The 22,222-nt window shown below is 64.0% G+C and carries 19 protein-coding genes and 1 pseudogene; 8 read left to right on the top strand and 12 right to left on the bottom strand.

Annotation, left to right across the window (positions count from 1 at the left end; all coding sequences use genetic code 11):
* Positions 1–5: 5 nt before the first annotated feature.
* Positions 6–629, bottom strand: a complete 624-nt coding sequence (locus ACQ5DX_RS06410) for a maleylpyruvate isomerase N-terminal domain-containing protein (RefSeq protein ID WP_430331836.1) — start codon at positions 627–629, stop codon at positions 6–8.
* Between the two features lie 92 nt (positions 630–721).
* Between ACQ5DX_RS06410 and ACQ5DX_RS06405 the strand changes: the two genes are divergently transcribed.
* Positions 722–2,101: an FAD-binding oxidoreductase gene (locus ACQ5DX_RS06405; RefSeq protein ID WP_430331835.1), complete on the top strand. Its 1,380-nt coding sequence runs from the start codon at positions 722–724 to the stop codon at positions 2,099–2,101.
* Positions 2,102–2,139: 38 nt separating this feature from the next.
* Here the strand turns inward: ACQ5DX_RS06405 and ACQ5DX_RS06400 are convergent, their stop codons facing one another.
* Positions 2,140–2,724, bottom strand: coding sequence for a hypothetical protein (locus ACQ5DX_RS06400; RefSeq protein ID WP_430331834.1), 585 nt, complete (start codon positions 2,722–2,724; stop codon positions 2,140–2,142).
* Here ACQ5DX_RS06400 and ACQ5DX_RS06395 point away from each other — a divergent pair.
* The 5 genes and pseudogenes from ACQ5DX_RS06395 to ACQ5DX_RS06375 all read left to right on the top strand — a co-directional run.
* Complete coding sequence (locus ACQ5DX_RS06395) at positions 2,711–3,160, top strand: type VII secretion target (RefSeq protein WP_430331833.1); 450 nt, start codon at positions 2,711–2,713, stop codon at positions 3,158–3,160. The two genes, ACQ5DX_RS06400 and ACQ5DX_RS06395, sit on opposite strands and share 14 nt — an antisense overlap.
* Positions 3,161–3,410: 250 nt before the next feature.
* Entirely contained in the window at positions 3,411–3,884 is a 474-nt protein-coding gene (locus tag ACQ5DX_RS06390) for a hypothetical protein (RefSeq protein ID WP_430331832.1), read from the top strand.
* Positions 3,881–4,273, top strand: a complete 393-nt coding sequence (locus ACQ5DX_RS06385) for a hypothetical protein (RefSeq protein ID WP_430331831.1) — start codon at positions 3,881–3,883, stop codon at positions 4,271–4,273. The genes ACQ5DX_RS06390 and ACQ5DX_RS06385 overlap by 4 nt, the downstream gene beginning before the upstream one ends.
* Positions 4,274–4,469: 196 nt before the next feature.
* Complete coding sequence (locus ACQ5DX_RS06380; RefSeq protein WP_430331830.1) at positions 4,470–5,594, top strand: DUF4236 domain-containing protein; 1,125 nt, start codon at positions 4,470–4,472, stop codon at positions 5,592–5,594.
* 187 nt (positions 5,595–5,781) lie between these two features.
* Positions 5,782–6,113 (top strand): annotated as a pseudogene (locus tag ACQ5DX_RS06375) (FAD-linked oxidase C-terminal domain-containing protein); the annotation flags it as partial.
* A gap of 9 nt (positions 6,114–6,122) precedes the next feature.
* Here ACQ5DX_RS06375 and ACQ5DX_RS06370 read toward each other — a convergent pair.
* The 3 genes from ACQ5DX_RS06370 to ACQ5DX_RS06360 all read right to left on the bottom strand — a co-directional run bounded on the left by ACQ5DX_RS06370 (position 6,123) and on the right by ACQ5DX_RS06360 (position 8,395).
* Entirely contained in the window at positions 6,123–6,617 is a 495-nt protein-coding gene (locus tag ACQ5DX_RS06370) for an AAA family ATPase (protein WP_430331829.1), read from the bottom strand.
* A 3-nt stretch (positions 6,618–6,620) separates the two neighbouring features.
* Entirely contained in the window at positions 6,621–7,070 is a 450-nt protein-coding gene (locus ACQ5DX_RS06365) for a hypothetical protein (protein ID WP_430331828.1), read from the bottom strand.
* Between the two features lie 530 nt (positions 7,071–7,600).
* Entirely contained in the window at positions 7,601–8,395 is a 795-nt protein-coding gene (locus tag ACQ5DX_RS06360) for a hypothetical protein (RefSeq protein WP_430331827.1), read from the bottom strand.
* Between the two features lie 860 nt (positions 8,396–9,255).
* On the opposite strand from ACQ5DX_RS06360, the gene ACQ5DX_RS06355 reads away from it, so the two are divergent.
* Entirely contained in the window at positions 9,256–9,609 is a 354-nt protein-coding gene (locus ACQ5DX_RS06355; RefSeq protein ID WP_430331826.1) for a hypothetical protein, read from the top strand.
* 739 nt (positions 9,610–10,348) lie between these two features.
* Positions 10,349–11,665, top strand: a complete 1,317-nt coding sequence (locus tag ACQ5DX_RS06350) for a hypothetical protein (RefSeq protein ID WP_430331825.1) — start codon at positions 10,349–10,351, stop codon at positions 11,663–11,665.
* 555 nt (positions 11,666–12,220) lie between these two features.
* Here the strand turns inward: ACQ5DX_RS06350 and ACQ5DX_RS06345 are convergent.
* From ACQ5DX_RS06345 to ACQ5DX_RS06315, 7 genes are all read right to left on the bottom strand, one after another.
* The gene (locus ACQ5DX_RS06345) at positions 12,221–12,436 is read right to left on the bottom strand and encodes a hypothetical protein (protein ID WP_430331824.1); all 216 of its coding nucleotides are present in this window, start codon (positions 12,434–12,436) and stop codon (positions 12,221–12,223) included.
* Between the two features lie 231 nt (positions 12,437–12,667).
* Complete coding sequence (locus ACQ5DX_RS06340) at positions 12,668–13,462, bottom strand: DUF6339 family protein (RefSeq protein WP_430331823.1); 795 nt, start codon at positions 13,460–13,462, stop codon at positions 12,668–12,670.
* Positions 13,459–14,352 carry a hypothetical protein gene (locus tag ACQ5DX_RS06335; protein ID WP_430331822.1) on the bottom strand — a complete coding sequence of 298 codons (894 nt, stop codon included), beginning with the start codon at positions 14,350–14,352 and terminating at the stop codon, positions 13,459–13,461. Before ACQ5DX_RS06335 ends, ACQ5DX_RS06340 begins: the two co-directional genes overlap by 4 nt.
* Positions 14,349–15,959: a hypothetical protein gene (locus tag ACQ5DX_RS06330; protein WP_430331821.1), complete on the bottom strand. Its 1,611-nt coding sequence runs from the start codon at positions 15,957–15,959 to the stop codon at positions 14,349–14,351. Before ACQ5DX_RS06330 ends, ACQ5DX_RS06335 begins: the two co-directional genes overlap by 4 nt.
* A 257-nt stretch (positions 15,960–16,216) precedes the next feature.
* The gene (locus tag ACQ5DX_RS06325) at positions 16,217–17,206 is read right to left on the bottom strand and encodes a PD-(D/E)XK motif protein (protein WP_430331820.1); all 990 of its coding nucleotides are present in this window, start codon (positions 17,204–17,206) and stop codon (positions 16,217–16,219) included.
* Positions 17,203–19,842 (bottom strand): Z1 domain-containing protein, encoded by a 2,640-nt coding sequence (locus tag ACQ5DX_RS06320; protein ID WP_430331819.1) that lies wholly within the window; start codon positions 19,840–19,842, stop codon positions 17,203–17,205. Before ACQ5DX_RS06320 ends, ACQ5DX_RS06325 begins: the two co-directional genes overlap by 4 nt.
* A 118-nt stretch (positions 19,843–19,960) precedes the next feature.
* Positions 19,961–21,061, bottom strand: a complete 1,101-nt coding sequence (locus tag ACQ5DX_RS06315) for a DNA cytosine methyltransferase (protein WP_430331818.1) — start codon at positions 21,059–21,061, stop codon at positions 19,961–19,963.
* Between the last annotated feature and the right edge of the window lie 1,161 nt (positions 21,062–22,222).

Here is a 22,222-nt window from a genome sequence, read left to right as displayed (position 1 = left end):
GGTTCTCACCGCATCACCGGCAGGACCGTCCGGCTCGACCGCCCCGACGCCGCCTCGACGAACGCCAGCGGATCCGGCACCGCAGCGAGGACGTCGCGGACGCGTTCGAGCGCCGCCTGTTCCGGTTCGGGACCGCCGACGGCGTCGATCACGTCGAGCAGGTGGACGGTGGCCTCGAGGATCGCCATGTCGAGGAAGGCGCCGAGCGACACCGACCCCAGCATCGGATGCGGAATCACCGTCTCGCGGCTCAGTCCGGTCAGTCGCTCGAACGCCTCGGGCAGCTCGCCGTCGAACCGCGCGACGAGGGTCTCCCGATCGATGTCGGTGGCTGCCTGGCGGACCATCTCCGCGAGCTGCGCGTGCAGCGATTCTGCGGCGACCGTCTCGGCATTGAAGATCCGGAGCATCTCGGCGGCGCTGGTGACCTTCGCGTCGTCGTCGGATGCGGGCGCGGCGAGCATCGCGATCAGGACGTCGGGCGTGACATGAACGTAGAGGTCGCGGACCGTCCAGCCGGGCAGCCGCGTCTCGGTCATCCACTGCGCGTCCGACAGTTCACCGGCGCGCTTGGCCCACGCCCGCCACAGCCGGATCAGCAGATCCCGGTCCCGCTCGAAGTCCGCCACTACTTCCCCCTTCGTCAACGTCTGTTGCCCCGAGGCTATCGGCCCGGTTCGGCCTCCGTCCGAAATTCGGGCATCCGGGGGATGATGGACGCATGACGACGGTGGACCCGGCTGCACTGGACGAATTGATCGGCGCGTTGCCCGACGGAGCTGTGCTCACCGACCCCGACCTCGTCGCGAGCTACCGCCAGGATTGGGCCGCCGACCCGGACGCCGGCACCCCGGCGGCGGTGATCCGCGCTACCTGCACCGAGGACGTGCAGGCGGTGATGCGGTGGGCGTCCGAGCATCGAGTCGGGGTGGTGCCCCGCGGCGCGGGCTCGGGGCTGTCGGGCGGGTCGAGTGCGGTCGACGGCGGGATCGTGCTGAGCACCGAACGGATGCGGGAGATCACCGTCGACCCGGTCACCCGGGTCGCCGTCACCCAGCCTGGTCTGCTCAACGCCGAGGTCAAGAAGGCCGCTGCCGAACACGGGCTGTGGTATCCGCCGGATCCGTCGTCGTACGAGATCTGCTCGATCGGCGGCAACGCCGCCACCAACGCCGGCGGGCTGTGCTGCGTCAAGTACGGCGTGACCACCGACTACGTGCTCGGCATGCAGGTGGTCCTCGCCGACGGCACCGCCGTCCGGTTGGGCGGCCCGCTACTCAAGGACGTCGCCGGACTGTCGCTGACCAAGCTGTTCGTCGGTAGCGAGGGCACGCTCGGCATCATCACCGAACTGACGCTGCGGCTGATCCCGGCGCAGCCGCCGGCCTCGACGGTGGTCGCGTCGTTCGAATCGGTGGAGGCCGCGGCCGACGCCGTCCTGACGATCACGCGGGAGATCCGTCCGGCGATGCTCGAGTTCATGGACCACGCGAGCATCAACGCCGTCGAGGACGCGGTCCGCATGGGCCTGGACCGCAACGCCCGCGCGTTACTTCTCGCCCAGTCCGACGCCCCCGGCGCCGCCGGAGCACAGGAGATCGAAACCATCGTCGCGGCGTGCGAAAAGAACGGCGCGACCGAGGTGTTCGCGACCGACGACCCCGCCGAAGGCGAAGCTTTCACCGCCGCACGACGATCCGTATTCCCCGCCGTGCAGGCCATGGGCAGCCTGCTGCTCGAGGACGTCGGCGTGCCGATGCAACAACTGCCGGCGCTCATCACGGGTGTCGAAGCGATCGCCGAGGACTGCGACGTCCTGATCTGCACCGTCGCGCACGCCGGAGACGGCAACACCCATCCGCTGATCGTCTTCGACCCCACCGACCCCGACATGACCGACCGCGCCCGCACCGCATTCAGTCGCGTCATGGATCTCGCAATCGCCCTGGGCGGCACCATCTCCGGCGAACACGGTGTCGGGCGGCTCAAGCGAGACTGGCTGCCCGGTCAGCTCGGGGAGGACGTCATGGAGCTGAATCGGCGGATCAAGAGCGCGCTCGATCCGCTGGGGATCCTGAATCCGGGGGCGGTCCTCTCCTGATATCACCAGGCGAGCGAGGGCTTCCGAATGAACCTCGATTACTGTCCGGCCATCTCCTCGACGCGCCGCACGAACTCCGGATGCGCTCCCGGCACTAAAACCGCCGATCCGTTGTCGAGAACCGTTGCACCGGTGAACATCGACGCGAGGCTCCTAATCTTCAGGGCTGCGAACAACAGAGCGAAGGCACCAAAGAAGGTCAGCGCGACGACGTCGTCACTGCGCTCCGATGCCTGCGACGAGAGGTAGCACGCTGCCGCGACGCCAACGAACAGCAGGAACGCAATGACGGGGGCAATGTTCCACCGCCGATCCACTCGCGCGCATCGGACACACACCGGCCACTCCATGGTGACGAAGTAGAGCGTGGGCGGATTCTCGCGGAACGCGGTGATCGCCTCGGGCGCGAAGATCGCATTCTGCTTCCACCAGGGCAGATTCGAAATCGGACTAGGCGGCTCCGAGGCAATCGTGGTGGAACGACGCCGGATCTCCGGCTCACCATGTCGCGCACACACCGCTGGTGCCGGCTCTGCCAGCACGAACATCTGGTCGGCCATCTTGTCGTCGATCCAGGTCGCGTCATCAGGATCGAGATCCCTGTACCTGATGGCGAGCCGCATGTCTTTCCTCCCCGTATTCACGCGGTGGAGTATGGCATCGACCCCAAATCCAGCGCCGCACGCGCACGACCAAAAGGTACTTGTGCTTCAATGGCGATCCTGGGCAAGGGGGGATTGGATGACGGGGGCCGTGCAAGTCGAACCGGCGGAGCTTGAATCGTTCGCGCGCACTTTACGAAGCCTCGCGGAGCAAACCAGCACCGCAGGCACCTATGTGGATCACTGGTTGGGGCTGTCCGCGACAACTGGCGGGGTATTCGCCGAGGTGGTTCGAGCCGTCGTCGAGACACGGGATCGACTCGCCGCCAACTACGTGCACCTCGGTCGACTTGCAGAGGGTTCGGCCCGGGAACTCGCTTCAGCTGCGGAGATGTACCGCGCGACCGATCGATCGACGGCCACCTCCCTCGAGCGCACAGTTCCCGGTGGCCGATGATGGCCAATCAGCCAGTCGACTCGCTGGTCGAGCCGGACGGATCGGATCCTGTACCCGATGCACTCGAGAACTTGCTCGGCCTGTCCTATCTGAGCCCATCGTTCTACGTCCAACAGTTCTGCACAACCGTCAAGGATTCGATCCCTGGGGTTGGGCGGGCGAGAAGCTCGCCGGGGATTGGGCAGCGGTTACAAAGGCCGCCAACAGCGTTCGTGCACTCGCGAACTACAACGACGACTTTTCACGAGCGGTGCGTGACGGCGTCGAGAGTATGGCCTTCTGGCAGGGCGCTGCGGCAGACAACGCCCGCAACTACTTTCACGGTTTCGACCGCGCGTTGACCAACCAGGTAGGCCCACTCAGATCCATCGCGGATCAAATGGAACAACTGGCCCTCGCCATGTACGAGCTATCCAAAGCGGTCGGAGATGCGCTGTCCGCGATCAGTGACATGGCGATCATCGCCCTCGTCGAGATCGCGGCCGCCGAAGCGCTGGCCGTGACAGGTTTGGGCGCATTCGCGTCACTCTCGTCCGCCGGGGCGGCCGCACTACAGGTCACGCGCATCATCAATACCTGGGGGTCCGTCCTCGATGTGTGGACGAGAACCTGGACGACGGTTCAAGCGCTCATGAGTGGGATCGTCGGCACGCTCGGCGGAGCCGAGTTCGTCGAACTGCCCGCCCTTCCGCAATCGCCGTACAGCTACCAGGAGGCCGGATGAGCGAGCCGACACCGCTGCTGGACATCGCTGGCAACGACCGCGCCGTCTCCGAGCAGCTACGCAGGTCGCTCGCGATCCTCGCCTCGCGCACATCCGACCCCGCCGCGAGAACATCGATCGTCGAGTGCCTGTCCGGTCAAGCAAGTGTCCGCGAGCTGACGAGCAATGACTCGTTCACCGCGATGCTCGATCGGTTGTTGCCGCGCGGACTCGAAGAGTTCAACGCACTGTCGGACGAGCAGATCGCTCGGATGGCAGCTGACGCCGAGGCAGACCTATCCGCCCCTACCGATCGCCCTGGTTCTCTTCGCCCACATCCAACTTCAGATCTCCCGCCGATAGACGACGAATGGCCGGGTAGAAAGGGAATCCTGTCTTCCGACTGGTGACCCAGCGGGAGACCGACAAGGTCCACGGACAACCCACATCGACGGCGCCCGTCAACCACTGGTGCTCGTGAGAGAGGCGATCCTACGGTCGGCCCGGAGCATATCCCGCGGCCGTGGGTGTCGGCCGCGCGGCGGCAGGTCAGTGGGTTTTGAACAACCGCCCCGGAATATCGGACGTGCGTGCCACTATGACCGCATGGGCATCGGCATGAGCTTCCGGGTTGCACCGGGTGTACGGATCCGCGCGTCGAGTCGCGGGCTCCGCACCAGCGTTGGTCCCCGCGCGGCACGCATCCACGTCGGCGGCGGCCGAACGACCGTCTCTTCCGGCGCGGGTCCGATCACAGTATGGACAGGTCTCGGAGGCAGCGCTCGTCATCGGGGCGGTCGCACCAGTACCCCGGCGCGAGGTCGGAACACGAGCCTGGCTGCCTACCAACGGCAGTCGGCGGCGGCGCAGCGGGCCGAGCAGATCACCGAGGTCCAGCGCATCGAGGACGCGTTGCGCACCCTACATCGGGAAGAGTTCGCGCCCGCGCAACCGCCGACCTTGGCACCGCCGACGCCACCGAATCTCGACACGCTGATCGCGGCCCGCACCACCGAGGCGCTGCGCGGGGTGTCGTTCTTCGCGCGCTCCCGCCGCCGGGAAGCCAAGGCGTGGGCACAGCAGGCCGGCCGCGCGGACGCCGATGCGCTGTGGCAGCAGGCCTGCGCCGAGCACGCAGGACATCAGCATCAGGCCGACGAGTACTGGCGGGCATTGACCACCAACGACCCGGACACCGTCCACGACGCGATGGAGGCCGCGTTCGAGGACAACCAGTGGCCGGCCGCGTGTGTTGGTAACGGCAACGAGGATGGAGTCGCATACGCCAGTGTGGCAGTGCTTTTCGGTACCGCCGACCTGGTTCCGGAACGCAAACCGGCCCTGACACCGAGCGGCAAGCCGACACTGCACAAGCGCACCAAGACCGAACGGAACGAACTGTATGCCGCCGCGCTCGGCTCCACAGTGCTGGCCACCGTCAAGGAGGGGCTCGCCGTCGCGCCGGGGCTCGACGAGGTTCGGGTGGTCGTGGTCCGCAAGGACCCGCAGGCCAGCGCCGACCGGTACCTCGAGGTGATCTACGCGGCCCGCTTCCCACGCGCGTGGACAGCAGCCCTGCAGTGGGCCACCCTCAACCCGGCCGAAACCCTGCTGCGCGCCCCCGACGCACAGCTCACCCGCCGGGGTGCCGCCCGCAATATCGTCGGTCTCGACCTGAGCAACGAGCCAGGCATCAGCGAACTGCTGGAGCTCATGCGGGCGCAGCTGTGAGCGCGGCCGGCCCGAACTGAGGGGCTTGCCGCAGCCGTGATCGCTTGGCTCGAAGGCTCCACCGACGAACACCGCACGTGCGAGCTGATCAAGCTTCTCGGCGATTCCAATAGCTCGAAGACCTCGGCATCGGTCGGTCGCCTTTGCCATTGCCAGCAGCTCCATCGGTTCCCGCCTCGACCAAACCGCCGCGCTCATCACCGGTGTCGAGGCGATTGCCGAGGACTGCGACGTCCTCATCTGCACCGTCGCCCACGCTGGCGACGGCAACACCCACCCGCTGATCGTGTTCGACCCCACCGACCCCGACATGACCGAACGCGCCCGCACCGCGTTCAGCACGTCATGGATCTCGCAATCGCCCTGGACGGCACCATCTCCGGCGAGCACGGCGTCGGACGGCTCAAGCGGGACTGGCTGCCCGGCCAGCTCGGCGAGGACGTCATGGAGCTGAACCGGCGGATCAAGAGCGCGCTCGATCCGCTGGGGATCCTGAATCCCGGTGCCGTGCTGTCCTGACCCTTGGTACTACAGCGGTGCCCCGAACGACGACCGTTGCGCCAAGGCAAGATCTACCACCCGCTCCGCGAGATCCACCAGCTCGGGCAGCGAACCGGTGAGCAGCACCCACGACCGTCCGGTCGCCGTCAGCGCGTCCTCGAACCACCGCGTCATCTCGGCCCTGATGTGCTCTCCGTCGCGGATGCCGTCCTGAACGAACGGGACGCCGGTGTGATCGGTGAGCAGGTAGAGCGCGTGCCGGTCGACGACGCCCTCCCAGGCGCGCTCGCTACCGGTTCCGAGGTAGCGGCGCTCCCAGACGGTGGTGGCGAAGGCATTGGTGTCGCAGATCAGCACCGGCGAGCCTGTTCGGGCGGCGACCTCCTCGACCCGGGTCTGTTCCGCGGCGATGTCCGCGAAGTCGTCACCGGTCCAGGTCAGCTCCTCCATCGCGGCGTCGGGGCGCACCGCCCGCAGTCGGTTCAGCTTGTCGTGGGTGGCCTGGCGACCGTACTCGGGCACCCATCAGGTCCGCGCCCACACACCGCCGCGGTCCCGATAGCGTTGCGCCAGAGCGCAACTGACCGTCATGGTTCCGGTCGACTCGGCTCCGAGCACCACGATGTGGGTCGCGAGCCCGGAGCGCTCGGGCTCGTCGAGCTGGGCCCAGTGGCCGGCGAGGTCGGCGCGGCACCCGGTCCCCGACACGGGATGCGTGACCCGGTCGGGGTCGACGCAGACGTGGGTGGCCCCGAACCACCGCGCCAGCTCGTCGCCGTACTTCTGTCGGACAGCCGCGCGCATGCACGCGACCTGCGCCGCCCACACGGCGGTCGACTCGAGGTCCATCGGTGCGTCGCAGGCGAATCCGGTAACGCGCACCGCAACGTCGGGTGCATGAGTCTGTCGCATCCAGGACACTCGGTCGGCGAGTGGGATCGACTCCGCCGCCGACGCCATGACCACGACGGTCACGCGGTCCGCGCGGCCGACCGGACCAGGTGATGGTGGTTGAGGTTGATGGTGTCGGATCGTTCACTTCTGTTGTCCCGCATCGGATACTGGGCTTCTACCGGAGATCGGATCATTCATGAGGTCGTGAGGAGGAACGGCGAGCACGACGCTCGACAGACGATGCTTCGTGTTCATCGGCCTGCCGCAGATTCCTGTCATACATGTCTGCAAACTCCAGGGCGATATCGGCGATGCGGAAGGTTGCTTCGCCCGCCGCGGGCGGCGGGGTAAAGGCTTCTGCCGACTCCCGGACCGTGTGGACGCCGTCTCCGTCAACAACGAAAATCCCGGGGTGCAGCTCACACCCCATGCCGAAGGGTTCCGCTTTGTCGTGACGTGGGTGGCCTCGACCTCGAGCATCGGTTCCTCTCCAAACTTGTCGCCGGCGGGGTTCCGGGATCGCTGCCGATTCTGGGTGCCCCGCCCGCACCCCGTGCTTGCTGAGCGGGCGGACTTTCGGTATGCGCTGCGGCGCACAACCTGTGGTTGTCTCAAGACTGCGTGTCCGGTACTCGGGTGCGCGACAACGCGGCGTCGGCCAGTTGTGCGCTGTGCGCCTTGGTGTGGCGGCACGGCCCCTTTCGCATCAGATGAAGGTTGAACGAGGCGGCGGCCCGCCGCATGACGGGGTCGTCGAGCATCCGGGCCAACGCCGCATGTCCGGTAACCCGGAGCTGGATCTGGTCGGCCCCACCGGAGACGTATCGGCTGGAGCCGATCCTGATGCCACGACGGAGCAGGAACCAGCGACGTTTGAGGTCGTTGGCCGGAAGCTCGGTCCGGTCCACGTTCACGAAGGCGTGGAGGCCAGAGCCGGTATCGGGGTGGAATACGACGAAGGTCTCCATCTGGTTGACGTTCACGCACAGGACCCGTTGCTTGTTCGAGGTGGGGTGGCAACTGACCGCCCAGAACGACGCCTCAGTGCGTGCTGGCAGCGGCATCGTGTGCCGTAGGTAGCTGCCCACCGCGTCGAGCACCTGGCGGCGTCCTTCGAACCGCCGGTAGCGGTCGGCGTACGCCTCGATCTGGGATGCCGGCAGCATCACCGGGGTAGCGGTATCGGCAGCGTTGACCGCGGCCGGATTGTCGAGCCATTCGGTCTGCAGATCGATATCGACGAGCTGTTCGAGGAGCGAGGTGCCCTCGAACCGTAGCGCATGTTCCCGGTTGCGTACCACGATCCCCGCGGTCTCCGCGGCGTGGATCAGCTCCCGCTCGCGACGCCGCAGCGCGGAGTCACCCCGGGAAACGGCAGCAACCGTACCGATACGATGTCGTCCCACCGGTCACCGTGGGCCCGCAGTCGGCTCGCGCAGTCGACCGTCGAATTACCCACATACACGGCAACGTTGGCGAACTGCACCAGATACAGCCCCCGCAGCCCTTCGGACCGCCCACCCCGTGCGGCTGCGATACCCACGCCGGATCCCATAGCGTCTCGACCCCGAACCCCTGCTTGTCGGCCCACAGCTGCGCCGCCCCCACCGACCCCATACGTCCTCTCCCGGCCCTCGGCGCACGCCCGGATCAGCGTGACCGTCGTTGCAGCAATCGTTGTAGCACCACCGACCGACAACGGTTGCTGCCGCTCGAGATGAACAGATTCAGACACCCCACCTCGCCGTCGAGATGCGGCCAGACAGCGTCAAGATCGTCGAGATGCGGCACGCTCTCCGCCCAGGCCGACTTCACCGGGAAAATCCCCGAACAGGACGGCATGGACGGCATGCCTCTCGGCGCGCCCCACCGCCAGGGCGCGAACACCCGTGAGTTGTTCCGCAGTGTCCGCCGTCTGATGTTGCTGCTGGCCGTCCGGACATGTGGTGTGAAGGCCGCAGGAAAAGGGGGTGTGCAACGTCAGGCGGTCGAGGAAGCTTGTCGGTGTGACGATTCCGCCTGATGTCGATGCGTACGAACTCGTGAACTATCCGATCCGACGCGGAACCTGTCCACGCCGCAGCAGTCCGGAGGTCCGTCACCTGGCCATCGGAATGCCGACGGGACCGGATGCGATGGACAAGACTCCCGAGTGGGTCGACTGGGTGGGTTGCTGCCATCCCGGCTTCGACCGCCGTTGCCCGGATTGCGGGTGGACCTGGACAGCCTCGTTCAATGAGAATGCCAGCATGACGAGAATGCCGGCATGACACTGCAGGTGGGTGAGAAGCTCACCTCCAAGGGGCGGGTACTGACCGTCACCGACCTCGATCTCACCACGCTCGAGAAGATGCGGCCGTACCTAATCGACATCGCGGTCGCCGGCACGACGATCACCTACGGCGACCTCATTGCCGCTCTCGACCTGCCGTGCGTACCAAACGGGCTGGGCCGGATCCTCGACCTGCTCTCCGAAAACCGCTTCCGTCGGCCAGGAGAAGAACCGTCGCTGGCTGCGCTCGTTATCTCCCAGGCGACAGGCGAAGTCGGCGACTCGTTCGACGGCGATCCTGCCCAAGAACGCGAACTGCTCTACGCCTACTGGGCGAACGTATCCTGACCCTCTATTCAGGTGAGGGTTCGTTACCGCTCCGGTCTCGTCGCACACACTCCGCTGCCGCACAGCAGATTCGGGTCCGTCAACCAGCCGTGCTCCTCGAGCCACCGATACGCAGCTCGGTCCACGCCGCCGCGCGTATCGAAAGTTATTTCTGTAACGCGGTTTCGACACGAATTCCGGAATCAACTTATGAGACGGCGCGAGCTGGGGGTATCCGCTCCTGCGCTCGTCCGCGGACGACCGTCTCACTTCCAATGTTGTGGGACGAGACGGTCAACGGGTCTGTCTCTAGTAGCCCTGTCGAGACGCCCCCAAAAGACCCGGCAGCAACTGTCGACGGGAACCCCGGCGTCGGCCAGACGGCCGATCATCGGGTGGATCCTTTTGGGTGAGGCTTGTCCTCGCCCGGTCTTCTCCAAATCCCCACTACCGTTTGCGGTTTTACCCCGCTAGCGGCCGGATCAAATCAAATGCGAATCTCGCCAAAGCGTTGGAGGTTCAGGGTCACGTCGAAGCTGCCGACCAGATGCTCCGCGAAGACGTCTTTGATCGCCGCGACGAATACGAACCGCCCGTCGACCTTCCCGCCCGCACCAAGGAGATCGTGAAGAATAGCCGTTTGGGGCCAGCGAAGGATGCCTCCGGCTCCGAAGTCCTCCCCCTCGCCCGTCAGTCTCCTGAAGGAGACCGAATCTGTCGGCTCTGGCGGATATCGTGTGGGTTCTGACCAAGGAGATTGATGAGCGACGAAGCTGGCACGATCGTGCCCGTTTGGACTCTGTCCACCATCGAGGGCGCGACCGTTCCCGCGTTCGCGGACGAGGGGGCCCTCAGCCCCGAGCGCCTGTCCGAGCTCCGGTCGGCGCTGGCCGCATTTACGTCGGCACCGTTGGTTACGTTGGAAGCGCATCCACTCCCGGCCAAGCGCGAGCGATCGAACGGACTGCCGCTCGATGCCATGAGTCCGCTAGCGCAGGAGCTCTCGCGACTCGTGACCAACTCATCGAAGATGCCTGCTGTCGCCCAGGTCGCCCAATCCCGCGAAGTGCTTTACCGAATGCACGTGCCAGCGAAGGTGGCTTCGCAGTTCGGCAAGGGCCTTGTGAAGCCGATGGCAGCAAAAACGGTCGACGGCGGCGTCTACGGGGACCTGGTCGCTGGCGCCGGCAAGAACGTCATTAGAGCTAAGGCCGCCTTTGTGCCGGTCGAAGCAGCATCTGCCGGGGCAAAGGGAACTGTCATCGGTGCCGCAACAGGCGCAGCGGCCGCGGGAGGCGCACTGACCGTGGCCGTTCCGCTTGTGCTCATGGCCGTCGCGGTTGGCGCCAGCGCGTACGCCGACCACGAGCGCCAAAAGGCCATCGAGAACATCACTGCGCTCCTGGAGAAGCTCCACGCCGATAAACTGGAGTCCGAGCGAAGTGAGCTCGACGGCTGCCGCGACGCGATCGACAAGGCCACGACGCTCCTCCTGGATCGCGGCAAGGTCGGAGCATCCCTCGGCCTCGACTCCGCTGTTCACGCGATCAGTACTGCGACACAGAAAGCGGAACACCGCGTGAAGAAGTGGGAGGCCGCGCTCGACGCAGTCGTCGGCAACCACGTCGACGTTGCCGAACTGGAAGTGGCATTCCCTGGAGTCACCGACGACGGCGGCGGCGAGTTTCGCACCCATCTCGAGCTGGCGGCGCTCGCGATCGCGCTCAAGCGCCGGGTGGTCGTCCTGCAGGGCGTCGAGGTCGGCCAGAGCAATGAGGACAACCCTTTCGAGAACTTCGTACGGAGCCTCCGAGACGACCAGCGGCGGATCGCCGACCTGGAAAGCCGTGTGGAGAACGTCCTGCGGCGGCTGTCGGCGCTCGAATTGCGCTCTCCCAAACGGCTCATCGACAAGGTGATGACCCGGAAGCAGGTCGACAGCCTGCTGGACACGTCGTACCGGCTCCGTGCGCTCGCCCCCGCTCACAGCACAACCTCCCCGAGCGCTGATGTTGTGATCGAAATCGAGAAGCACAGCGACGGCACGCTCCTGGTGCTCCCGGCCCGTGCCTCCTGACCCAAGAGTCGTAAGTTGGCACGAACCGAGTCTCGAGGAGTTCGAGAGGATCGCACCACCGTAGATGCCGTAATGGCCGTGCTGCGGATCGACAGTGCCGATCTGTCGAATTCGGTGGGGTTGGCCCGGTCTTTTTCTGGAACTGAGGTTCATCGTCTCGGAACCGGTGGGAGGTCTGTCCTGGTCGGGGCGTTGGTCCGGTACGGGCGAACAGCTGGAACGAGACACCCGCGGCGTACACATGGACTCGGCCAAGTCGACGGTCGATGCCCTTCTTGGTATTGAACGGAATCGACAGGTCCGGCGAGAAGATAGCGGGTTCCTGTTGATCCGGGTGGCGCCGAGAGCCCGGTACAGGACTCGGCGTCCGATCGGCCGCCGAGTCAGCAGCTCTCGGTCCTCGCGGTCGAGGCCCGTCAGCAGCTCTTTGTCGGGGATCTCCACGCCGGCAGTCGACGCCTACGCCTCGCCGACGACCGTGACATCGCACCGCAGAACCGACACGACCCTCTACAGCAGGTCCGCGGCCGGCACTACCCGTGTGGGTGGAACCGGTCAAGCAAACTCAAGCGGGGCAACCGAATCGGCGAGGCCCTCACCCTGCTGCTCGAGGTCATCGCCGTCGTCGAGCTGCCAGAGAACTGCGACGGCCGGGAGCCAGCCCCCTGGTACACCGAGCAGGACGCGATCATCTACCGCAAGCAGAAGAACCACCCCAGTGAAGTTGCCATCCTCCACAGGTGGATCGACGCCGCCCACCGCAATGACCACCGGGTCGACGTCGGCATGGAATCACTTTGCCTGCAATGCAAGTCAGTCGTTCCGTAGTTCACTGGCCATCTATCGACTCGCCGCTGGACGCGGTTCAGCGGCGGAGGTGGTCGCGGCGAACCTAGATGAACCTAGTCTGCACCGAGCCGATCCCCCGCTTTGCCGCGGCCGACTCTATCGGCGCGTTCTCCGACCAATACTCACTCGATGGAAGACGCTACGTCGGACTTGTTAGTCCTCGATCAGATGACGATGGCCAGCTGACGGAACATCTACGCTGAGAACGACCACCGACTCGGCCACCGCTTCTGACACCTGACGGAGCAACTCGTCGCCGTCCAACGCCTCGAACTCCACAATCGCGCTGGTCCGGAGCAACCGCTTGAGCACATCTCGAAGAAGTTGGCGGTCATTGACTCCACCACGCTCGACGGCTGGCCACGTCTCGGCCAGCGCACGAACCAGTGCACGGCTGCCACCGAGGGACCTCCTTCGGGCGAAAATCTGATCGAACGCGGCCTCCCCAAACGCGTCGAGGAGACGATACGGTTCGACACGCTGTGGCAGCGCAAGCAGGTGGGCACGCCACCACAAGCGTCCCCAGACGTGGCGGGTGATGTCGGTGCCCATTACCCGATCCACAGGCGGATTCGGGTACCGCCAGTAGGAAATGTCAGGCAGTACGACGAGTGCGAGGAACGCCCAGATCGACCGGACCGAAGCCTCCGCAGCCACCAACCCAGATCGCTCATGGAGGAGTTGGGCCACCTCGAGGTCGAACGTGGCTCGGTCAGCACGCCGCCCTTCGCCGGGAAAGCCCGCGTTCTCCGCAGCTTTGACGATCCGATCTCGCAGTTCCTGGAGTTCTTCATCGGCGACCCGCCGCCCACCGGTAGCGGCGAAGACTGCGGACCTGTGCCGGAACGCGGCCCGGTCCTGCAACTCGTCCACGGTCAGTTGCGAGTACTGCTCGTGCAGCTCTCGTGCTGCACGGTCGAGAAGCCTCGGGTAGAGAACACTCGTCATGGGGCCGCCAAGAGATTGGTCGCATCCTGGACACGGCTGGTGAACAGTGCAGGCTCCAAAAGCCGTTCGCGCCGCAATGCTTCCAGACTGAAAGCCGGGAATGAGAACCGCAGCATGGCTGCAAGCAGGGCCCCGAGCGACCCGGCCGGGTACTGGGCGTCCTCCTCGAAATCCTCGTGCGTCAGTGCCCGCTCGATCAGCGCACGTTGGACATCAGTGCGCAGCGTCGACAGGACCCGACGATCAGCATCTGATGGCGAAGCTGCGCCAGCCAACGCATTGACGACCACTTCCCGCCTCTCGTTCGCGAGGAGAAGGATCGAACCGAGTGCCGCCGCCTCGAGATCATCTCCGAGTTCGAGATACCAGCTGGCCTTCGTCGGATAAGGCAGATCGTGGAAGTCCGCGACCGCGAGCGGAAACAGCACCGCATCGCCCTGCAAGAGAATGGAGAACTTGTCGCTCCAGAGCACGCTCCCCGGACGGTGTGCTGCTGCCGGTGAACTGCCCTCCGTCGACCGACGCAAGGTCAGGATCGTATCGAGTTCCAGCACTCCACCGAGTTCGTCCCCTGCGAGTTCCAACTCAATGTTCATGTCGATCCCGTCTTGTGCCGGAACTGCTGCACGCCAGGCCCTTCCGCGTAGTGATGAGCTGCTCGACGCCCACCGAACGGACAGATCGATTTCTGCGTCGTCGGCGAGTCCGCCGAGCCGGCGGGCACGGAGACCGTCGATGTGTACAGGCCGGCAGATCGAGAGGACCGTGTCATAGTCCCAGTCCGGCAGTTCCTGCGGAAGTTCCTCTGTGCCGTCCGCAGTAACCCGCGACCACGGCCCAGCCACAATCGTGCTCTTCGGCGGACGCATGAAAGGATACGCACGACTCACGAGACTTCCTCCACGATCGTAGTTCCGGTCACCGCAATATCCGTCACGGTGTCGGGCACTGGATCGATGACCAGGTCTACTTCTACTGGGGAGTCGACAATGCATGTCTCGCTTTGCCGTTCGCCGTCAGCAGTGACCCAACATCGCACTGTGGGCTGTCGAGCACCGGCTGGCGCCTCATCCTCACGGCCCTCCCACGTGGCGACAGTGAGACGTGCGTCGAGGCGCACTGGGCCAGGTCCCGTCACGGTGAACTGCTGGATGACGACGACATCACCTGCGCGTTCCTCAACCCGGGGTTCATTCGCAGCCGACACCCGCACCCGATCACGAGAACTCGACGACCGGCCCTTCTGGCCGCCACCGGAGGAACCCCGTCGAGCGCCTCCGACACCATTCGACGTCGAGCCACCATTCGCCTGCGCGTCGTGCGGATCGGCGAGCGCGGCAGCAACCAGGCCGCCCAGGAAATTGCTTGCGGCGCCCAACGCAAACCCCTTCGAGCTGGACGTGGTGATCGCGGCGGGAGTCCGAAAGGCCGACAGCTGTTCTCGGATTCTTGTAAACGTTACCTTCACGAAAGTCTTGTCACGGCCCGTCAACTGCTCGTGAACCCAGCTGTCGTGAGTCGGAGGCTCGGACGCGGCGTATGTTTCGTCCAGATCGTCGCTGGCACGGAAGACACCCGCGTACGCCTTGTTGACAGATCCGGGTTTTGGCCCCTCGTAGTACTTGACCACGAGCTCGGGTGACCGCATCAGACACACATGGTGCGGATCGCCGTCCACACCAGCGTAACTGGCGGCCATTGGTACATCGTTCTCCGACATCGGAACAACGACGGCCTTCTCCAGCGCAAATCGGCCGAGATCTCGTTTTGGGTTCTTACACTCGAGCGTCATCGCCCGATCAGTCGGAAGCCGCTTGTATGCAGAGACGAACAACCGCAGCGGATACGTTTTGGCGGGATCCGGCACTTCGAACACTCGACCAGCTGCAACGACCTCGGGGATCAGACGACGGTCTCCCCGATCAGGAAGCATGATCGGCCACATCTGCCAGGCGATGGTGTTGGCCAGGTGTCGCGCTGCCGCCTCGGTGTCTTCGAAATCGTCCAGATCGGGGTCGATGACGGTCAAAGTCGTGCCCGACTCATGCACCTCGAAAGGACGTAATCCGAGCATCCGTGCCACGTTGTCCGCTTCCTCTCCAAGCAGCGGCTCGACGTGCTCGCCTTGGATGTCACCCCACCAATGACGGCCCGTGAACGGGCGAGCGATGGCGTCGATGCGTTCTCTGCTGTCGAACGAGCTGCCTAGTGCGATTCCGATCAACCGGGAGGTCAGCCCACTGCCAGGAGTTTCGGTGCGCGTGTATACCAGGATCGTCCCGACCTTCGACAGGCGATAGAGGACGGCCTTGCCGTAGCCGTAGGTGCCACCTCCCTGGAAGGTATCCCGCTTCTCGCCCACGTTGAGCACGAACGAAACCCAGTCCTTGCGGTCGTCCGCCAGCTTGTCCGCGCGGGTAGGCCCACCGAGACCCTTTGTTCCTCGATCGACGACGGACAACAGCCGCAGGTTCGGGGTGCGCACGACTTTGCCCACGTCCAGGAATGGCTGAGTCTGTGGGGGCGGAGTCAGCAGACGTTCCCACGCCGGACGGTGTGTCGGCGACACCGTGGACAGCTCGAGACGATACGTAGTCGGTAATCCGGGAAGTCGTGCGTCCCAGGAGTTCTGGGCAGTTTCACGGACGAATACAGTCAACGGATCGACCGGCGGCCTACCGAGCTGGTTCCGAATGCCTTCCGAGGTGATTGCACCGGTCGGAGGGAAAGGTTGCGACCACCACTTCGGCGTTGTCATGAATTCCCCATGAATGCAATTAGTGATTCTTCGTCGAGGCGGTCGGCAACCGCCGAAGCGCTGTCCAAATCGACGATGTAGTCGATGTCGTCAACACCGGCAGGCACGGCACCTCCGAGGAACTTTCCGGCGACAACACGCGGGAAGCCTGAGCCAACCTCATATGCACGCTGCTCGACGATCTCGAACAGTTGCCCTGCATAGCCCTCTACGCCGGACTCACGGTAGCCGACTTCCCCAAGGAGCTTCCGAAACTCGATCGGGTCATCGGTGAGGTCATTGATCTGATCGACAAGAGCGGGCACCGAGATCCCTCTTCCCTTTTCGATCCGGAACCATCTGAGGACCAGCCGACCCGGCGTCTGGAGGTCGAGTTGAGTTACGCCATTGATGCGTACGCGGCGCCCTTCGGGCTGCGAGGTTGTCTTGACCTCGATGGCGTCCCTACCCCGATGGAAGTCCTGCGCCGCACCCTGCGGGCCGGTCCAGAACGTCACCGCACCAGGGTCACTCTCGAGCAGTTCACGCAATACGCACAACTCACCAAACAGTCCGAGCAGGGCCGACTCGGACAGTGATTCGCGGGCACCCGCCAGTAGGGCCCGCCAGTCGGAAAGCGCCTTCTTGAGCATGGCGACTGCCCTTTCCGGGCAGGCAGCTACACGCTCGATCACCTCGACACAGAGCAGCGTGAACAGCCCGTTCTGCTCGTCGATCAGCTCCAGGCAGGCATACACGTTGTAGCTAGTCTCGTCCTCCAGCGCGCGGCGCCGGACCGTGACCGCCTGGCCGTCAAGGTCTTCTTTCAGCGTTTGCGTTGGCTGGATCGGGACGAGCAGGGCTCGCCGGCCGGAACGGTCGACAGCAGCAAGCAGTGGGCCGCGCGAGGATTCAACACCCACCTCAATCGTGCGGAACAGGGTTGTCGCAGGCTGTTCGGCAGCTGCCCGCCAAAGCCGTTCGAGATGATCTCCGTCGACGGTCACGCGACCTCGTCGTCTTGCTCAAGGACAGCGCCGTCCTCCACCTCGACCACGACGTTCGACAAGTCTGCACTCCAGTACTCAACGTCGGAGTCCTTGTCGCCCTGCTGAGGTTCCGGGAACAGCAGCGTCACGCCAATGACCACGTCCTCGGTCGGTGCAGCAAGAGGAACGCGCCCCTCGGTACCTGTGTCAGATTCCGGCTCAATCGGATAGACCAACAGAAGGCCCTGATTGGGCCGTTGCTGCTGACGCAACTCAAGGATCCCCGGATGTGACGTAGGAACGGGACCATCCAGGATGAGGTCAATGGTTTCATCGCGGCGGCTACTCAGCGTCTTGATATCCGCCTTCCTATCGTCAATTCCCGAATCCGGTTCCGTTGTAATGGAATCCCGCTCCTCACCACTGCTCTTGGAGTGCCCGAGCCTGGCACGCTTCACCATACGAACCTCAACGCCGGAACCTAATGAACAAGGCTTCGTATTGGCCTTACCATTACCAATCACCCCTACACTCCAGCGCCCCAGTGCCCCAGCGCGAACCCGCTTGGTGATGTAACCAACCAGGCGAGCACGATCCCCATCCGCCGAATCTTCATGGAACTCGTAGCTATTCAGAAAATCGATGATATTTCCGTACGGCACGTCGGTGAAAAGCGCGGCTTCCCGGGCTAGCGGATCACGAACCCCTTCCTCCGCCGCAGCTGCCACAAGAGCTCGAGCGGCCGCGGCGTTGGACGCTAGCTGCGCTCGGCCCGATTCGGAAACATCGAAGTACCGAGACTCTACGAGCTGCCCGCCGTAAGCCGCGTGCGCGAGAACCGCGCTCGTCATCTTTGCCTTCGACGTAATGCTCAGCTTCGGGTGCGAGCGAAGACGGACAGCGAAGGTCAGCGGTGTCTCATTCGACGCCATGTATCGATTGATGTCCTGGCGCATATCAGCCTCAACCGTCGCCAGGTGATTGAACCAGTCCGCGAGTTCTTCGGTCATCCAGATTCGCGGCAGGTCGGCGTAATGGTTCCGGTAGCCGAACCAACGGCCCATCTGCAGCAGGGTGTCGTAAGCGGATACTGCACGTACAAAGAAGCTGGAGACGAGACCTTCGAGCGTGAGGCCTCGGGAGAGGGTGCTGCCCCCGACCGCGATAGCAGTGACCGGTCCGGACTCATAGTTGAGCCGGTCATTGCTGCGGTAGTTGTCGATGATGACTCGGGTATCCCGAACTGCTCCTCGAAGCTCGACCAGGACGTCCTCAAAGGGCACCTTGACCTCGCCGAATTCGCTTGCGGGAACCCTGGCAGTCTCGTCGTCCCAAGTGGCTCGAAGACGCTCCACAAGGGTGCCATCACCGGAATCCAATCGTTGCAGGGTCCTGGCGCGAAGAGCCATTAATGGCTCCATGAATGCCTCGTGTACCCGCGTCTCGGTCGTTGTATGCACGAGCATGGTGGAATGCGGATTGCCGCCGCCGCGAACCCTACGCGCGGCAGTTGAAAGCCAGAACCACTCCACGGCGGCACGGAGAGAGTGCGTCATCGCCGGCTCGAAGTAGGCAGCATCCTTCCTACTCTTCGGTTTGAGATCGTCCACTTCGTCGTTCGGGACTTCGCGGATCATGTCGTAACCACCGGGCAAGTCCGCCGGATCCTCACCGTCGAGAAGTGCCCTTCCAAAGAGAACCTCGGGGCCGTGATACCCAACTGGCTGAGGAAGGTTTACAACGAAATCGCGCGGATAGAAGTCCTCCTCCACCGACGGGTCAATGAGGAGATTGGCGAAAGGCGTTGCCGTGTAACCGATATAGGCAACTCTCGGGAACTTTCCCAAGATACTGGAGAGCAGCGGATTGATCTTCTCGGTAGCGACAGTCGACTGGTCCGCTTCGTCATCGATAATTAGCGTGGGGCAATCGTTGAGGTACTCCCCGGCCGACCCGAGCCACTTGTTGAGCTTCCGCAGCACTGTTGCATTCTTCTTCACCACGAGAAGCAGGCACTGGCCCGTCACGGCGAAGAACGCCTTCGGGTTGGGTGGGGGCGTGAAATCGTGGACCTCGCTGGTCACCTGATGCCAATGCCCCGGGTTCGCAGCAACGAGGTCGTTGACCAGCCGGATCTGGGTTTGCCGGCGCAGCGCGTTGTGAATTCCGGAGAGCACAATGAACAGCTTGTAGCCACGATCCGCAGCCTTCGCCATCACTGCAGTGAAATTGGTGGTCTTGCCAGATTGAACGAAACCGACTACGAGGCCTCGGGCTCGGAAGGTGTCCTGCTTGGGATGATCAAGCAGGGCGACTATCTTCGTCGACGACTCGTCGACCGACTTCAGGCTCTCTTTGCCGAAAACCCGCTCCATCGACGTCGCCAGCGCCGGCCAGTTCTTGTCCTTCGCCATGTCGGGGCCCGTATACCAAGTTGGACGGCCGTTGAGGAAAATCGATGGCGGCTCGTCGAGCTCACGGATCCGCAGGCTCTCAGCGTCATGCTTGGCACGGACGGCCGCGATAACCGCGTCATTTGCCCCGAATAGCTTCAGGTTCTTGACCGCATCGTGCGGCGTCATGGCCTCGGTAAACTTGAGGAACACCGAGTAGAGGTGCGCAACCTCCTCGTCAGAAATCTCGTTGCCGGACATCTCTCCCCCAAGTCGTTGCATCGACCGCTGATTCGCGCGTCTGCTGTCGGTTCACTTTAAAGGGATACAGGAACAGCAAACCGGCTCGGTCAGCGGGTTCGCGCGTTAGACCGGACGATCAGGCGACCGGCACGAGTTCAGTGGTACCCCGCACCTGGTCGCGCCAGCTGCTCCTGACCGCATCCGCCAGGAAAGTCTCGCTGGGCTGATCCATTCCTAGGGCTGCGGAGAGCACGTGGGCCGCAAGGCGTGGCGGTACAGCATTGCCGATCTGTTGCGCGATGTCACCACCCGACCATGGGTAATCCGCCGGAAACGTCTGCAACTGCCCTGCCTCTGACGGACTGAATCGACCGACCTCACCGGTCACCCGGCACACGACTTTGTTGCGCGAAATCTTCCCAGTCACGGTGAACGCAGGTTGGTCGGAACTCCGACGACCGCGGGCAGTGGATATCCCACCAGACCCGTAGTTCGAGATGACGTCGAAGTCGCCCCGGCCGCTCAATGCCTCCGCCATAGGCACCCAAGGACGCAGTGACGCGGCTCCCATATTCCGGAGGACTCCCTTTCGATACGGGCGGTGGGTGGCGGCGGGCAGTGAGACCTCGGCGCCCAGCCTGGCAATCAGGATCGCCCGGCGACGGGTCTGCGGCACCCCGAACTCTTCGGTGCGAAGGATCCCGACGTCCACACCGTAGCCACGGTTGCGCAGCACCGCTGCGTACGCGTCCCAGACTGGCTTCACTGCAGGAACCTGCTCGAGGACGATCGCCTCGAAAGGCCGCTCGTCGTCGAGTGCAGACAGCGCCCATCGCAGTGGCTCCAGCACGAGCCCGGTCCGCTCGTCCTCCATCTGTGAGAGGGCTTCCTTAACCTCTGCAGCTCGTCCGTTGTCCAACATAGCTACCAGTGCGAGGACTACATCGAGGGCCCGCCGGCCGGCTCCCGCTCCAGCGACCGTGAAGGTCTGACAGGGGGGACCACCGGCCAGCACGTTAGCGTCCGGGAAGTTCCACGGCCCTAGATCCCGTACATCGCTGTGCCAGGTGTTAAGGGAAGCCTTCTTCCGAGTCGCTACGGCGTTGTCGTCCCATTCGACACCGGCAACTGGCACATCGAGCCAGTGCGCAGCGACATCCAGTCCCCCCGGACCGGCAAAGAGATCAACGATACTGGGAGCATCGATAGCCGACGGACGGGACGCATCTGAGCTCATGGTCGCGGATTCTATCGTTGCAGCCTGACAGACTCCGCGATCACATCCGGTAGAGCACCCAGATCGAAGAGGTGAGGTCAGGCGTCCAATCAGGAGGGCTGCGGCGGAAGTGTCGGCTCCTTGGCAAACGTCTTATCTACGCGGACTACGAGCACCCTGCGCCTAATCAGGGTCGGTAGAATTCCTTTTCCTCGTCTACGACGAACAGCGTTCGACAGCGGCAATTCTGTTCGATCGGCCCATACTGCTCATGGAGGGACGACTACGCTATCCGCCCTCGTTCCCACTGTGCCAGATCGTGACGTCGCCGACGCGTTATCGAAGTGCTTCTATCGAACCGTGAAAAAACAGGCTTGATCACAGGTCGTTAGCCGAAGCGATCGGTCTCATCGACCTTGTCCAGACGTCCTTCGCCGTGCACAGCACCGCCTAGTTCACCCGCGTGGTCACCGACATCAGCTCACGCCCGATCAACGATTTCGCCTAGCTCTGCCGGGATGCCTACCAGTCCACACCGAGCCGCTAGCGCCATAGCCACATTCCGCTACGCAGGATGGATCCTTAGGACAGCAGTTCGATGCCACCGAGCGAGTTGATCAGTGAATCTGCGACAATTCTTTGAACTTGGTCAATTGGACGTCTCCACTAAAGTTCGAGATTGCACTATGCAGGGCAACTCGCCACGAAAGTGAAGTGACATTGTCACCGCGTTGTCCAGCAACCCCTCTCCTGAAAGAAGCCTCTCCTATCAGGATCACCGCCGTCGGCGCATCACGTTCAACGCTACGCCGGATTGCGGGGTTACTTTTGTCAAATCCGAGGCAGTTAACACACTCATATGATGCCAAAATGGCAATTTTGTCGGTTTATGCTACCCGAGAGACGCGCTCCTGCGGGGCGACGCGCACCGTGCAACTGGCCTTACGGGTACCGCAATATCGTGCGCACTCTCGAAACTCCTACAAAGCAGCGCCCGCCTCACCACCCGGCCAGCGCCGGATCGGGGGCAATGACCGACGACGACACCACCGACCAGCCGCTGCAGATTGACGGCACGTTCGCGATTGCCACCCACAGCCGCGACCAGCTGCACGCCCCGTACGTCCCCGCACGCTGATCGAACTCCTCGGCAGCGCGCCTGAGGTCGACCCGTCTGAGGTC

It is taken from the genome of Rhodococcus sp. ACT016, assembly GCF_050477185.1.
Taxonomy (GTDB): domain Bacteria; phylum Actinomycetota; class Actinomycetes; order Mycobacteriales; family Mycobacteriaceae; genus Prescottella.
This window is presented reverse-complemented; position numbering and strand designations above follow the sequence as displayed.

What these genes read in the sequence shown, in the direction of transcription:
- ACQ5DX_RS06405 (WP_430331835.1), top strand. Translation starts at nt 722, where the DNA reads ATGACGACGGTGGACCCGGCTGCACTGGACGAATTGATCGGCGCGTTG.
- ACQ5DX_RS06395 (WP_430331833.1), top strand. Translation starts at nt 2,711, where the DNA reads ATGGCGAGCCGCATGTCTTTCCTCCCCGTATTCACGCGGTGGAGTATG.
- ACQ5DX_RS06400 (WP_430331834.1), bottom strand. Translation starts at nt 2,724, where the DNA reads ATGCGGCTCGCCATCAGGTACAGGGATCTCGATCCTGATGACGCGACC.
- ACQ5DX_RS06385 (WP_430331831.1), top strand. Translation starts at nt 3,881, where the DNA reads ATGAGCGAGCCGACACCGCTGCTGGACATCGCTGGCAACGACCGCGCC.
- ACQ5DX_RS06380 (WP_430331830.1), top strand. Translation starts at nt 4,470, where the DNA reads ATGGGCATCGGCATGAGCTTCCGGGTTGCACCGGGTGTACGGATCCGC.
- ACQ5DX_RS06355 (WP_430331826.1), top strand. Translation starts at nt 9,256, where the DNA reads ATGACACTGCAGGTGGGTGAGAAGCTCACCTCCAAGGGGCGGGTACTG.
- ACQ5DX_RS06350 (WP_430331825.1), top strand. Translation starts at nt 10,349, where the DNA reads ATGAGCGACGAAGCTGGCACGATCGTGCCCGTTTGGACTCTGTCCACC.
- ACQ5DX_RS06340 (WP_430331823.1), bottom strand. Translation starts at nt 13,462, where the DNA reads ATGACGAGTGTTCTCTACCCGAGGCTTCTCGACCGTGCAGCACGAGAG.
- ACQ5DX_RS06320 (WP_430331819.1), bottom strand. Translation starts at nt 19,842, where the DNA reads ATGTCCGGCAACGAGATTTCTGACGAGGAGGTTGCGCACCTCTACTCG.
- ACQ5DX_RS06315 (WP_430331818.1), bottom strand. Translation starts at nt 21,061, where the DNA reads ATGAGCTCAGATGCGTCCCGTCCGTCGGCTATCGATGCTCCCAGTATC.